The sequence below is a fragment of the Xanthomonas albilineans genome, assembly GCF_002939705.1.
Taxonomy (GTDB): Bacteria; Pseudomonadota; Gammaproteobacteria; order Xanthomonadales; family Xanthomonadaceae; genus Xanthomonas_A; species Xanthomonas_A albilineans.
The window spans coordinates 38,472-52,100 of record NZ_MDCB01000009.1 but is presented as its reverse complement, the minus strand read 5'-3'; the positions used below and the strand labels follow the sequence as shown (position 1 = coordinate 52,100).

Here is a 13,629-nt window from a genome sequence, read left to right as displayed (position 1 = left end):
CGGAGCCGTCATGCTCGGTCCCTTCATCCTCCGGAATGTGTCTTGATGGAAGCGCTGCGTCTGTTCAATCCCGGCTCGCTGCTCGACACCCTGGTGAGCCTGTCGGCCGCCTTCGTGCTCGGCGCGATCATCGGCTTCGAACGCCAAGTGCGCCAGCGCACCGCTGGGCTGCGCACCAATACTCTGGTCGCGGTCGGCGCGGCGATCTTCGTCTCGCTCGGCAACCGCCTGTTCGAGATCCACGGCGGTTCCCAGGGCGCGGTGCAAGTGGTGGCGTACGTGGTCTCGGGGATCGGCTTTCTCGGTGCCGGTGCGATCATGAAAGAGGGCGCCAACGTCACCGGGCTCAACACCGCGGCCACCTTGTGGGGCTCGGGAGCGGTCGGTGCCTGCGCCGGTGCCGGACTGATTGCCGAAGCGGTGCTGGCGGCGGCCTTCGTGCTGCTCAGCAATACCCTGCTGCGACCGATGGTGAACCGGATCAACCGGCATCCGTTGAAGGAATCCTCGGTCGAAGCCACTTACATGTTCTATGCGATCTGCGCGCGCGAGGTGCACGGCACGATCCGCGAACGCTTGATCGAACTGCTGGAAGAGGCACACTACCCGGCGCGCGAAGTGGAACAGCATTCGTTCGGACACGAGGATGTGGAGATTGCCGCGACCCTGTACGCCACCGCGGTGCGCGCCGAGGAACTGGATGCGGTGGTCCAGCGCCTGGAGGGCGAGCGCGGTGTCCAACAGGCGTTCTGGAACGCCGGCGCCGAAGGCTGAGCTGGCCGTGCCCGTATCCGTCCCTTCACCGTTGCCGTGCCGCCGATGATCGCGTGTTTCAAGCCATTGCCGCCGCACCGGCGCCTGCTCGGTCTGGCCGCGCTGTGCGTGGTGTTGGCGGCGATCTTCGTTGCCGACACGCTCACCGATTACGCGGTGGCCGCGCCGCTGTTCTACACCGTGGCGATCCTCGGCGCGGCGCGGTTGCTGGCGCCGGCCGGGCTGGCACTGCTGGCCGGCATCTGCGTGATGCTGATTGTGCTCAGCTTCCATTTGAGCCATGCCGGCGCCTACCACGTCGGTGTCATCAATTCGGCCATCAGCATCGTGGTGGTGGCGGTGACCGCCTCCATCGCAATGCAGATGGAACGCGCCAAGGCCGCCACGCATGCGGCGCAGGCGCAGTTGCTGCGGTTGGCGCGCGTGCGCAGCCTGGGCAATCTGACCGCGTCGATCGCGCACGAGGTCAACCAGCCGCTGGCGGCGATCGTCACTAGCGGTCACGCTTGCCAGCGCTGGCTCGATCAGCAGCCGCCGAATCTGGACAAGGCCCGCGCGGCGCTGGCGCGGATCCTCGCCGATGCCGAGCGTGCCGGCGAAGTGATCGCGCGCGTGCGGCGCCTGACCAAGGGCGAGGCGCCGCAGAAGCGCGCTTTCGACCTCAACGCCGCGGTCGCCGAGGTACTGGCGATGTCGCACGGCGAACTGGAGCGCAATGCGGTGACGGTGCAAACCGAGTTGGCCACGGCGCTGCCGCAGGTCTCGGCCGACCCGGTGCAAATCCAGCAGGTGATCGGCAACCTGCTGCTCAACGCAGTCGAGGCGATGGCGGCCACGCCACCGGCACAGCGCACGCTGCGCATCGTCACCGAACGCGAAGATGCGCGCACGCTGCGGCTGAGCGTGGCCGATGCCGGCGAAGGCTTGTCGGCGCAAGCGCAGGCGCATCTGTTCGATGCGTTCTGGACCACCAAACAAGACGGCATCGGTATCGGCTTGAGTATCAGCCGCAGCATCGTCGAAGCCGGTGGCGGGCGCATCTGGGCCGAGCCTGGCCGCCCGCATGGCGCGGTGTTCTGCGTGTGCCTGCCCGCCGCTGCGAGCGGAACGCGATCATGAGCGCCGCCACCCCACCGCGTCCGGTGGTGTACCTGATCGACGACGATGCGTCGATCCGCGCCGCCCTGGAAGATCTGTTCGCCTCGGTGGACCTGCAGGTGCATGCGTTCGCGTCCACGCGCGATTTTCTGGCGCATCCGCAGGCCGATGCACCGGCCTGCCTGGTACTGGATATTCGCATGCCCGGACAGAGCGGCATGGAGTTTCATCGGCACATGCGCGAGGCGGGACTGGCATTGCCGACGATCTTCATCACCGGCCATGGCGACATCCCGATGAGCGTGGAGGCGATGAAAAACGGCGCGATCGAATTCCTGACCAAGCCGTTCCGCGACCAGGATCTGCTCGATGCGATCGAACATGGCATCGCCCGCGACCGTGCGCGGCGCGAAGCCGAAGCCGCGCAGGCCCAATTGCGTGCGCGCTGGGCACGGCTGACTCCGGGCGAACAGGACGTGGTGGAACTCGTAGTGCAGGGATTGTTGAACAAGCAGGTGGCATCGCGGTTGCAGCTCAGCGAAATCACCGTGAAAGTGCGGCGTGGCCATGCCATGCGCAAATTGCAGGTCGGCTCGCTGGCGGAACTGGTACGGCTGGCCGAGCGCCTGGGGTTGTAGGCGACGGTACGCAGCGCATGCGGGCATAGCTTTGCTGCACTGCGTTCGCTGATACTTCCCCCTGTTCCGTCGCTCCCGAGGTTCACATGTCGTTCCTGTTCCGGCGCAAATCGTTCGATCTGGTCACCGTCCACGAAGCCGGACGTCGACTAGTGCCCACGCTACGCTGGCCGCATTTGGTGGCGCTTGGTATTGGCGCGATCGTCGGCACCGGCATCTACACCTTGATCGGGGTCGGCGCGCAATTGGCAGGGCCGGCGGTGCTGGTGTCGTTCGCGGTGGCCGGTGCGATCTGCGCCTGCGCCGCGTTGGCTTATGCGGAGATGGCCACGCTGATGCCGGCCGCCGGCAGTGCCTACACCTATAGCTACGTTGCGCTTGGCGAGAGCATCGCCTGGGTGGTGGGGTGGAGCCTGATTCTGGAATATTCGCTGGTGGTCAGCACGGTGGCGGTTGGCTGGTCCGGCTATTTCGTCGGCTTTCTGCACTGGGCCAACGCGCAGTGGGGCGTCGACTTGACGTTGCCGGCGGCGTTGGTTGCCGGTCCGCACGCTGGCGGCATCGTCAACCTGCCGGCGGTATTGATCACCTTCGCGGTGGCTGGCCTGCTGATGGCCGGCACCAAGGAAAGTGCGACGCTCAACGCGGTGCTGGTGACGCTGAAGCTGATCGCCCTGGGTATCTTCGTGGCGACGGCGCTGCCTGCATTCCATCGCAGCAATCTGCAACCGTTCATGCCCTACGGCTTTCCCAAAACGGTCGGGGCCGATGGTGTTGCGCATGGGGTGATGGCGGCGGCGGCGATCATTTTCTTCGCCTTCTATGGGTTCGATGCGATCTCCACCGCCGCCGAGGAAACCAAGAATCCCAAGCGCGACCTGGCGATCGGCATCGTCGGTTCGATGATCGGTTGTACTCTGATCTACATGCTGGTGGCGTTGGCGGCGATTGGCGCGATGCGTTACAGCGTGTTCGGCGCCAGCGCCGAGCCATTGGCGCTGATCTTGCGCGAGCTGGGTCAGGCCAAGGCGGCGGCGGCCATCGGCGTGGTCGCGGTGATCGCGCTGCCGACGGTGCTGCTGGCGTTCCTGTACGGACAGAGCCGGATCTTCTTCGTGATGTCGCGCGATGGCCTGCTGCCGCGCGGTTTGTCCAAGGTCCATCCGCGGACCGGCACGCCGGTGGCGACGACGCTATTCACGGCGGTGCTGGTCGCGGCGCTGGCCGGCGTTGCGAGGCTGGACGAAATCGCCGCGTTGGCCAATGCCGGCACCCTGGCCGCGTTCATCGCCGTGGCCGCGTGCATGCTGGTGCTGCGCGTGCGCGAACCTGCGCGTGTCCGCAGCTTCCGCACGCCGCTGGCATGGGTGGTCGGGCCGCTGGCGATTGGCGGCTGTGTGTATTTGTTCTGTAGTTTGCCGCAGACCACGCAGTTCTGGTTCATGTGCTGGAATGCGCTGGGTCTGGTCGCCTACCTGCTGTATGGCTACCGTAACAGCCAGTTGCAGCGCGCGCAGATGCGCTCGTAACCGCAGTCCGATGGTCGTGTTCGCTGCGTTGTTCAGGCGTTCGCCAGCGCCGTCATCGGCGAACCCGCCCACACCTGCGGCGGCGCCTTGCAGTATTGGGCGATGAACTGCGCTTGCGATGGCATTTGCGCCACGCTGCGTTCGATCGGCGCACGGATCGCGGCGAGGAAGCGTTGCAATTCCTGGTCCGGCAATGCGTGCGCCAGCGGATGATGTGCGTTGGGCATCACGCCCTGACCGAGCAGCACGTAGGCCCACGAATCCCCCCGAAACAGTGCGTCGGTGTCCTGCCAGACATGCGCACGTGCGCGCCAGGCGTCCAGGCGTTGCTGCAACGACGCCGGCAATGGCATCTCCCGACACGCGCGCCACATCGGTTCTTCGCGCCGGGTCGCGTGGTAATGCAGGATCACGAAATCGCGCACGTGCTCCATCTCGGCGCGGCTGGCCGCGTTGTACAGCGCCTCCAGCGACGGGGCAATGCCGTCGCTGGGAAACAGCGCCAGCAGACGCATCACCGCGGTGATGGTCAGATGGATGCTGGTCGATTCCAGCGGCTCGATGAAGCCGCTGGCCAGGCCCAGCGCGATCACGTTCTTGTTCCAGGTCTTGCGCCGGCGACCCGTGCGGAACGGCACCAGCGATGGCTCTTTCAACGTCGGTGCGGCGACCTCGCGCAGCAACTGCGCACGCGCCGCCTCGTCGGACAGATGCGCGCTGGAATACACCAGCCCGCAACCGACGCGATGCTGCAGCGGAATCTGCCAACGCCAACCGGCGGCGTGGGCGATGGTGCGGGTATACGGCACCGGTGGCGCCACCGCCTCGGCCTGCACCGCCACCGCGCGGTCGCAGGGCAACCAGTGGCTCCAGTCTTCGTATCCGCTGTGCAGGGTTTGCTCGATCAGCAGGCCGCGAAAGCCCGTGCAGTCGATGAACAGATCGCCGTCGATCAGTTGTCCATCCTCCAGTTGCAACGCGGTAATCGCACCGTTCTCCGGATGCTGCCGCACCTGGCAGATCTTGCCCTCCACGCGGCGTAGCCCGTGTCGCTCTGCGTGTGCGCGCAACAGGCGTGCATACAGGCCGGCATCGAGGTGATAGGCGTAATTGAGCGGCGATGGCGCTTCGCGTGCGAAGCGATCCGCGCGTGCGGCTACGCTCTCCAGGCAGTAATCGCCCAGTTCCGAATGCAGTCCGCGCCGCTGCGCCTCCAGCCAGAAGTGGTGGAAGGCGCAGACCAGGGTGCTCTGCCCGGTGATCCCGAACGGATGCATGTAGCGCTCGCCCGCTTGCCCCCAGTGCTCGAAGGAAATCGACAGCTTGAAGGTGCCGGCGACCGCGCGTAGGAATTCCTGCTCGTCGATCTGCACGAAGCGGTGGAATTGACGCAACGGTGGCAGCGTGGCTTCGCCGACGCCGATCGTGCCGATCTGTTCGGATTCGATCAGGGTGATCTCGAGCAGATCACGGAACTGATGCGCCAGTGCGCAGCCGGCGATCCATCCCGCGGTGCCGCCGCCTGCGATCACCACCTTGCGTATTTGGGTCATTGCGATCTCTCTTCTGCCATCGTGAAGTGCGCTGACCAGGGGCGTTGGACGTCAGCGGTTGAGCCGGGATAGCAACATGGCGCGCAATTGCCGCGCCTGCGTCTCGTCGATCGGCCCGAGTAGCTGCCGTGCCTGCGCCGGCAGATGTGCGCCGGCCCGCTCGGCCGCGCCGAACACGTAGTAGTCGAACAACGCGCGCCAGGCTGCCTTCTCCGGCGGTGGTCGGTCGCGCAGCGCCCACAGCGCATGTTGCAGCGCCGGCATCGGTGCCGGCAGCTGCGCCGGTGCTTGGCTCCACCAATAGTTGACGAGCACGTTGAATGATTCCAGTGCTTGCACATGGTGCCACCACAGCGCTGGCAGGAACAGCGCATCGCCAGGTTCCAGCACCGCGCTGCGGCCATGCATCAATGCCTCGCGGAAACGCGGATAACGAACGAAATCCGGTGCGTCGAAGTCGACCACGCTGACCGCCTGGCCACCGGGATTGAGCTCCAGCGGCCCCGGGTACAGGTTCTCGATCTGCTCCGGCGCAAACACCGTGAAACGGCGCCGTCCAACCGCGCAACAGGCCAGGTTGTGCGGCACGTCGTAGTGGCAGCTGGCGGTGATCCGGTTGCCGATCCAGATATTCGGTTGCGCGGCGATGCCATGCGCGGCGAAGTCCACCGCGTTGTCGGCGCGCAACCCCGGCAGGTGCGTGTCCATCGGGAGCGAGGCCAGGTAGTAGGCCGGTGACTGCACTACGTCCAGATGGGTGGCGATGGCTTCCAGCAGCCCATGCAGGTCGTCGTGCCTGACCTCGAAGTTCAACGCGGTGAAATCGGCGTTGTAGAACGGTCGGCCACCGATCTGCGGCGCACCGTAGGAATACGCCAGCACCTGTTGTGTGGCATGCGCGCGCAGCAACGCCATCGCTGCCTGCGGACCGTGCAGACCGGCCTGGACCAAGCTCCAATCGCTTACCAGACCGCGCAGCACCACCGGTTCGCCGGCATCGTACAACGCCTCTAGCGGCAGCGCGTCGGCACGGCAATCGGCACGTTCGGCGATTGCCGTCAGCACGCGCTGCGGCAACGCGCTCATGCTGCGACCATGGCGTCGCCTTGCTGTAAGCGACGCTGTTTCTCGGCCATCAACCAGCGCATGGCCTGCATCGATGCCAGGATCAGGTAGGCGCCTTCCAAATAGCCGGCGTGATGCAGGCCGTGCAATGCCGTCGCGTCCAACGCGGCCAGGCGTTCGCGGTCGATGCAGTACAGGCCGGCCAGGTTCACCGCGTGTGCGCTGTCGAGCTGTACGTCGACATGCAACGGCTGGATCAGGCCCAGTGCATCGAAAGCGGCGAACATCGCATCGCCGCCTTCCACGCCATCGCGGATGCCGCGCAGCACGGTGATGATGTGTTCCAGATAGGTGCTATGCCCGCCCTGCGGCAGGAAGATGGGCTCGCCTTCGCTGCGGCTGATCCGCGGGTGTTCCAGATCGACATGGATCACTGGCTCGCGCCGCGCGATGCCGTCTTCGTGCCGTTCCTGAAAGCCGATCAGGAACGGACCCTTGGCGATAGCCCCGGGCAGATACGCCGCATTCCAGCGTTCGCCTTGCAGGAACAGGTTTTCCTGCGGTTCGAAACCCAGCAGCGCCACCGCGTGGAAACCGCTGCCGATGGTGTTCTTGCGCAGGAAAATCGGATATTCGCGTTGCAGGTCGGCGAACTCGGTCGGGAATGCCTGCACCATCCCGATGGCGTCGCCGAATGCGGCGCCAAAGCGTAGGATCACGCGCAGGTCATGATGGGTCACATTGTTGAGCAGTTCGAATCGGGCCATCGATGTTCTAGCTTGGCGTTAAACCTGCCGCTGACGTTCAGAAGGTATAACGTACACCCACCGTGTAGCGTGGGCTTTGGTCGATGAGCTTGATGATCTGCTTTTGCGAACGCCCGTGCCAGCGAACATCCTCGCTGGTGAGGTTGATCCCTTCGAAGCCGATGGACAGCTTGTCGGTGATCGCGTAACTCACGCTCAAGTCCAGTTGTTTGTATGGCTCGACGTAATACGGGTTGCGGTTGGAGCCGTCCTGGTTGGCGGCGATCAGGTACTTGTCGCGCCAGTTCCAGGCCAGGCGCGCACTCCACCGGTGTTTTTCGTAGATCAGCATGGCATTGGCGGTATTGCTGAGACCAAGCAACGCGAATTGGTCGCGGTCCAGGACCGTATCGTTGAAACCGACATCGCCCTTGACGATGGTGTAGTTGGCGTAGACGCCGAAGCCGGTGTCGCCGAAGAAGTACTGCCCGCCGAGCTCCCAGCCGTGGATATGCGCCTTGTTCTGGTTGACCGGGCGCGAGACGTCGAATTCGTACAACGGATCGTTGGCCTGGCCGACCAGATCGTAGGCGTTCTCCAGCGCCAGGCTTTGCGCGGAACTGCCGTTGTAGGCGGCCAATCCGCCTGTCTTGGCCGCATTGCGCAACAACGCCACGGTGGAGAACAGCGAGGTGTCGTTGGCCGAACACGCCGAAGTGGCGTCGCCACCGGCAGCGGCGACTTGTGCGGCGCACGCGCCGCTACGCAGGAACGCCAGCGCAGTCTGCGCGTCCGGGCCGGAGGTGGGATCGCGCAGCCCGTACAAGGGTTCCCGGCTGACACTGGTGCCGATGAAGTTGGACACGCGCTTGTCCCAGAACGTCATCGAGACATAGCTGGTATCGGCGAAATACCACTCCAACGCCAAATCGAGATTGTTGGATTTCAACGGGTCCAGACTGGGATTCTGCGCGCTGCCGGCGGCGCGCGTGGAAGGATTGATGAGGATCGAGCCGCTGGGGGTGCCGGGCGTCGGCCCGGGAACCAGGTTGTTGTATGGCGCGCGCGCGATGCTCTGGCCGAACGACGCGCGCGCCTTCAGCGCTTCGGTGAGGTTGATGCTGAAATCCAGATTCGGCAGTACGTAGCTGTAGCTGTGTTTTTCGCTGAAGGGTTGCACGTCGGTGGAGCGCAGCAACTGGAAATCGTTGTTGGACTGCCACTCCAGCGCCACGGGCGTGGCCACCAGGGCCGTGGCGACCACATTGGTCTTTTCGTAACGCACGCCGATGCGGGTATTGGTGGTCATGTTGCCGAGCTGGCCGTCCAATTCCAGCTGCATGTACGCGGCACGGGTTTTCTCGGCGACCTGGTTGTCGCTGCTGAAGTGGTTGTTGTAGCGCGTGCCCACGCCGTAGGCATTGGCGCCCCACTGTGCCAATTGGTCGGCGTTGCCGCGCCAAGCGCTGGAGGCAATGCCGGCGGTATTGAAATCGTTGAACAGGCCGGTGATGCTGACCGGCCGCAGCAACGCCACCATGCCGGGTTCGTTGCCGGCGTTGGATACGCTCCAATCGCCCAAGCCTGCGTAATTGTCGCTGATCCGTCGATGCGTGGTGGTCTTGGCGTCGTCCACGCCGAACTGGAAACGGCCGTTGTCGAAGTCCCACTGACCATCGGCGCGTCCTTCCTTCACCTCGGTCACTTGGCTCTGGTAATAGATGCGCAGCACCTGCGAGCCGAGTTCTGCCGGCGTGAACGGCTGGTTGACCACGCCGTTGGTGCCGGCCAGCGAATCGGCTGCGCTCGGGTACCAGGTGCGGGTTCCGATCGGCAGGCCGTTGTTGAAGCGCAGTTCCTGCGCCCATTGCCCGCCGCATTGCGGGCCGTTGCTGCAATTGTTGGTGCCGGCGAAGCTGAAGTAGGTGGCGCTGCCGCCGGTGAGTGGGTCGTTGGGCAGGCTCTGGCTTTTGGAGTCGTGTGCATCGAAGGTCAGGCGCAGGCGGTCGGCGGCCTGCCAATCGGCGTTGAAGCCGAGCGAGCCAAGTTTGTACTTCTGCATGCTGCGCTGCTGCTCCATGCCGAAGTCCTTTACACCGTCGGGCACGTCGCGCAGATACACCGGCGTGGCCACCGCCTGTCCGGTGTCGAAGGTCAGATCGGTGAAGCTGTTGGCACGTTGCAGCCACATGCCCTGTTCGCCGCGGTTCTCGGTGATCTTGTTGGTCGAATAGGTGTAGTCCAGGGTCAGGGTCAGGCTATCGGTCGGCGCGAACTGCAGCACGGCCTGGCCGTTGAGGCGTTCGCGCTCGAAATCGGCGAACGCATAGCGCACGTCGTTGGGCATGCCGTAGAGCTGGCCGATCTGCGGCACGTTCTGCACGTTTGCGCCCGGCCGCAGGGCCGGTTCGTTGCCGGTCCAGCGTTGGATGTTCCAGGCATTCTCGGTCGACTGCACCGACCCGCCTTGCCGCTTCTGGTAGCTGCCGCTCAGGCCGATTCCCCAGGTCTTGTCCGGATTGGTGTAGCTGAAGATGCCGGACAACTCCGGAGTGAGCTTGTGGGTGAACGGCTGCGAGGTGTCGTAGGCGGCCTTGGCGCCGGCGCTGGCGACGATGCCCTGATGGTTGAATGGCCGGTCGGTGAGAATGTTGATGGTGGCGCCGATACCGCCGCTCGGCGCGTTGGCGCGGCTGGTCTTGTAGACCTCCAGGCCGCTGATCGCCTCGGAAGCCAGTTGAGCGAAATTGAACGCGCGGGTGCCGCCATCCACGCCACCGATCGGCGCTGCGCCGGGGGCGCCGAACGCATCGGCACCGGGAATCTGACGTCCGTTGAGAGTCACGAGATTGAACTGCGGCCCGAAACCGCGCGCGGTGACCTGGGCGCCTTCGCCATCGCGGCGCTCGATCGAGATGCCGGTGATGCGCTGCAGCGATTCGGCCAGGTTGGTGTCGGGAAACTTGCCGATGTCTTCGGCGCTGATCGCATCGACCACGCCGACGTTGTCGCGCTTGATCCCCATCGACTGATTCAGACTGTTACGCATGCCGGTGACGCTGACCGTATCGAGCGTGGTGGCATTGGCGGGTGGCGTGGTTTCCGCGGCCGGTGTCTGCGCGGCCTGCTGCGCGAATGCCGGATTGATCACCAGCACACCGCCGATGAAAGTGAACATGGCCCTGGAGCGGAACTTCTTCAACGGCTGACGCATTTGAATGTCCTCGGTGCTGATGTCGAACGGGCAACGCCAAGTGCGACGATGGCCCGTATTGCGGCTGTCACTGGTACGCGACGCGCATTGCCCGACATGCCTGCGTGTGCATCCCCTCACTATTCATCGTTCCCCCGAAGCGCACCGTGCGCATCACGCGCACGCTTACAACGCGGACGGCTGGCTGTGCGAGCCGCCCGCTCCTGTCGATGGCAACGTATCCATCGGCACGCAGCCGATGGTGATAGCGCTATCAACGGATGCACCAAACTTAATCTTTCATCTCAATGCTTGTCACTCTGCGTCGCAACAAAGCACGCAATGTCATGCGCTAGCTGGGATGCAGGCCACGTTGTAAGCGTTATCAGCCTCTGGGCACGGTGGCTCCACGTGCGGACCATCGCAATGGCATGCGCTCGGACGTCGGCCCCGATTGCTGTCGCGGCCATGGGGGGGAGCGATTCGGCGCGCATCTGCGCGCGCTGCTCTGGTTGGCCATGGCGGCCATCTTCTGCGGTGAGCGACTCATCGAATGTCGCCGCTCACCGATCAGACCGATCTGCTGGATCAGTCCAGCACCCGGCAGAACACCGCCTTGAGGTAGCGCGATTCCTGCACGTGGGCCATGAACGGATGGTCGGCGCCAGCGCCGGCGACCTTCAGGATCTGCAGGGTGCGCCCGGAGAAATAAGCGGCGCGGCGCAGCATGTCCAAGAACTCGTGTTCGGCGACCAGGCCGGTGCAAGAGAACGTGGCGAACAAACCGCCCGGGGCGACCACACCCAGGGCCAGCTTGTTCATGTCCAGATATTTCTTCAGCGCCGGGATCACCTGGTCGCGGTCGCGTGTCATCTTGGCCGGGTCCAGGATCACCACATCGTATTGGTCGCCGCGCGCGGCGGCGTCGCGCAGGTACGGGAAGATGTCGGCCTGCACGAACTTGGGACGCACCTCGTTGAGCCGCGCATTGCCCTTGGCGATCTCGATGACATCTTGGTCGATATCCACGCCGACCACTTCGGCCGCGCCGCGCACCTGGGCGTACACCGCGAAGCCGCCGGTGTTGCAGCACAGATCGAGCACGCGCTTGCCTCGCACTTGCTGGCTCAGCCATTGCCGGTTCTCGCGTTGGTCGGCGAAGAAACCGGTCTTGTGCGCGCCAGCCGGATCGGCGCGGAAGCGCACGCCGTACTCGCTGATGATCGCCGGTTCCGGGCGCTCGCCGCTGCTGGAGACCGGGCGATAATCGAAGCTCTCCTGCTTCTGCACATGCTCCTCGGCGAAACTGTAAAACCGCGCGCCGGGAAACTGCGCACGTAGCGCGGCATAGATCCACTCGCGGTGGCGGAACATGCCGGCACTGAAGAACTCCACCACGAGCAGATCGCCATAGCGGTCCACCACCAGCCCGGACAAGCCGTCGCCCTCGGCGTGCACCACCCGCCAGGCGTCGCTGACCGCGTCAAGCTTGAGCACCTCGCGGCGCAGCGCCACCGCCCCGGCGATCTTGCGCCCGAACCAGTGTTCGTCGATGGCGATGTCGGGATCGGTCTCGAGAATGCGCACGGCGATGCGCGAATGCCCATTGTAGAAACCGCGCCCGATCCACACGCCGTCCACCCCGACCACGTCCACCAGTGCGCCCGGCTTGGGTTTGGCGGCGGGTTTTTCGACCAGTTTCTGGAAGATCCACGGATGACTGGAGCGCCAGGCGTTCTTGAGGCGGACGACGGGTAGAGACGTATTCATGAACGACATTGTAGCCGCCCGGATTGACGTCACTGCTGGTCGTGGTAAGAATGCAGGCAGAAGGGGAGTAGCTCCCGACGTTGTCGCCGTCAATTCGAGCCTGCGGGCTCCGGTGCAACGGCAGCCGGTTAGCCGGCTGCGAGCGAGACCTTCGCCGCAGTGGCGAAGGCATTCCCTGGACGACATCGTCGTCTCCGTCCGGAACGCCGCCGCCACTACGGCCCCGAGTTTCCCTGTTCACTGACGGAAAATTCCCAATGCAAACGATAGGCAACGTGTGGTTGTGGAGCGGTTTCGCGATCGTGGTGGTCGTGGCGCTGCTGGTGGACCTGGTGCTGATGCGCCACGGCGGCCCGCACAAGGTCACCTTCAAGGAAGCGCTGTGGTGGAGCCTGGGTTGGATCGCGCTGGCGCTGGCGTTCAATGCCGGACTGTGGTGGTACCTGCGCGAGGCCATCGACACGGCCACCGGCAATCGTTACGCACTGGAGTTTCTGACCGGCTACCTGGTCGAAAAATCGCTGGCGGTCGACAACATCTTCGTGTTCCTGATGCTCATGGGCTACTTCGCGGTGCCGGAGGAGCAGCGCCAGCGCGTGCTGGTCATCGGCGTGCTCGGCGCGATCGTGTTGCGCGCGGTGATGATCTTCGCTGGCGCGGTGTTGCTGAGTAAGTTCCACTGGCTGCTATACCTGTTCGGCGCGTTCCTGCTGCTGACCGGCATCAAGATGTGGTATTCGGCGGGCAAGCAACCGGACCTGGAGGCCAACCCGGTGCTACGCTTCATGCGCAAACACCTGCGTCTGACCGCGCAGTACCACGGCAACGCGCTGAGCCTGACCCAGGAAGGCAAGCGCTGGTTCACCCCGCTGTTCGCGGTGCTGATACTGATCGCCATCACTGATGTGATCTTCGCGGTGGACAGCATCCCGGCGATCTTCGCGATCACCACCGACCCGTTCATCGTGCTGACCTCCAACGTGTTCGCGGTGTTGGGCCTGCGTGCGATGTTCTTCCTGCTGGCGGGCATGGCCGAGCGCTTCCACCTGCTGCCTTATGGCCTGGCAATCGTGCTGGTGTTCATTGGCATCAAGATGCTGATCATCGAGCTGTACAAAATTCCGGTATGGGTGTCGTTGAGCGCGGTGGTGGCGGTGATCGGGGCCACCGTGGTGTTGAGTCTGTTGCGCCCGGCCAAATCGGCGCACTGAGTCTGCGCGCGGCAGGCTAGACTCGTCGCCGACTTCCGCCAAGGACCTGCAG

Annotated in this window: 10 protein-coding genes; 5 read left to right on the top strand and 5 right to left on the bottom strand. The window is 64.5% G+C overall.

Annotated features, from left to right (window positions below):
* Nucleotides 1-45: 45 nt before the first annotated feature.
* From XalbCFBP2523_RS09590 to XalbCFBP2523_RS09575, 4 genes are all read left to right on the top strand, one after another.
* Nucleotides 46-774, top strand: coding sequence for an MgtC/SapB family protein (locus tag XalbCFBP2523_RS09590; protein WP_045758679.1), 729 nt, complete (start codon nt 46-48; stop codon nt 772-774).
* 45 nt (nt 775-819) lie between these two features.
* Complete coding sequence (locus tag XalbCFBP2523_RS09585; RefSeq protein WP_045766563.1) at nt 820-1,893, top strand: sensor histidine kinase; 1,074 nt, start codon at nt 820-822, stop codon at nt 1,891-1,893.
* Complete coding sequence (locus XalbCFBP2523_RS09580) at nt 1,890-2,510, top strand: response regulator transcription factor (RefSeq protein WP_045766902.1); 621 nt, start codon at nt 1,890-1,892, stop codon at nt 2,508-2,510. Before XalbCFBP2523_RS09585 ends, XalbCFBP2523_RS09580 begins: the two co-directional genes overlap by 4 nt.
* An 86-nt stretch (nt 2,511-2,596) precedes the next feature.
* The gene (locus XalbCFBP2523_RS09575; protein ID WP_012917623.1) at nt 2,597-4,039 is read left to right on the top strand and encodes an amino acid permease; all 1,443 of its coding nucleotides are present in this window, start codon (nt 2,597-2,599) and stop codon (nt 4,037-4,039) included.
* A 32-nt stretch (nt 4,040-4,071) separates the two neighbouring features.
* On the opposite strand, the gene XalbCFBP2523_RS09570 is transcribed toward XalbCFBP2523_RS09575, so the two are convergent.
* The 5 genes from XalbCFBP2523_RS09570 to XalbCFBP2523_RS09545 form a co-directional block, all read right to left on the bottom strand.
* A complete protein-coding gene (locus XalbCFBP2523_RS09570; protein WP_196297630.1) occupies nt 4,072-5,598 on the bottom strand; it encodes a tryptophan halogenase family protein in 1,527 nt (508 codons plus the stop codon).
* A gap of 45 nt (nt 5,599-5,643) precedes the next feature.
* On the bottom strand, nt 5,644-6,678 hold the full coding sequence (locus XalbCFBP2523_RS09565; RefSeq protein WP_045766561.1) for a cupin-like domain-containing protein: 1,035 nt from the start codon (nt 6,676-6,678) through the stop codon (nt 5,644-5,646).
* Nucleotides 6,675-7,424, bottom strand: coding sequence for a SapC family protein (locus XalbCFBP2523_RS09560; protein ID WP_012917620.1), 750 nt, complete (start codon nt 7,422-7,424; stop codon nt 6,675-6,677). The genes XalbCFBP2523_RS09565 and XalbCFBP2523_RS09560 overlap by 4 nt, the downstream gene beginning before the upstream one ends.
* A 37-nt stretch (nt 7,425-7,461) precedes the next feature.
* Entirely contained in the window at nt 7,462-10,617 is a 3,156-nt protein-coding gene (locus XalbCFBP2523_RS09555) for a TonB-dependent receptor (RefSeq protein WP_045766560.1), read from the bottom strand.
* 567 nt (nt 10,618-11,184) lie between these two features.
* Nucleotides 11,185-12,366, bottom strand: a complete 1,182-nt coding sequence (locus XalbCFBP2523_RS09545; protein ID WP_045766901.1) for a class I SAM-dependent rRNA methyltransferase — start codon at nt 12,364-12,366, stop codon at nt 11,185-11,187.
* A gap of 257 nt (nt 12,367-12,623) precedes the next feature.
* Here XalbCFBP2523_RS09545 and XalbCFBP2523_RS09540 point away from each other — a divergent pair, with 257 nt between their 5' ends.
* Nucleotides 12,624-13,577 carry a TerC family protein gene (locus tag XalbCFBP2523_RS09540; protein WP_045766558.1) on the top strand — a complete coding sequence of 318 codons (954 nt, stop codon included), beginning with the start codon at nt 12,624-12,626 and terminating at the stop codon, nt 13,575-13,577.
* Nucleotides 13,578-13,629 lie beyond the last annotated feature (52 nt).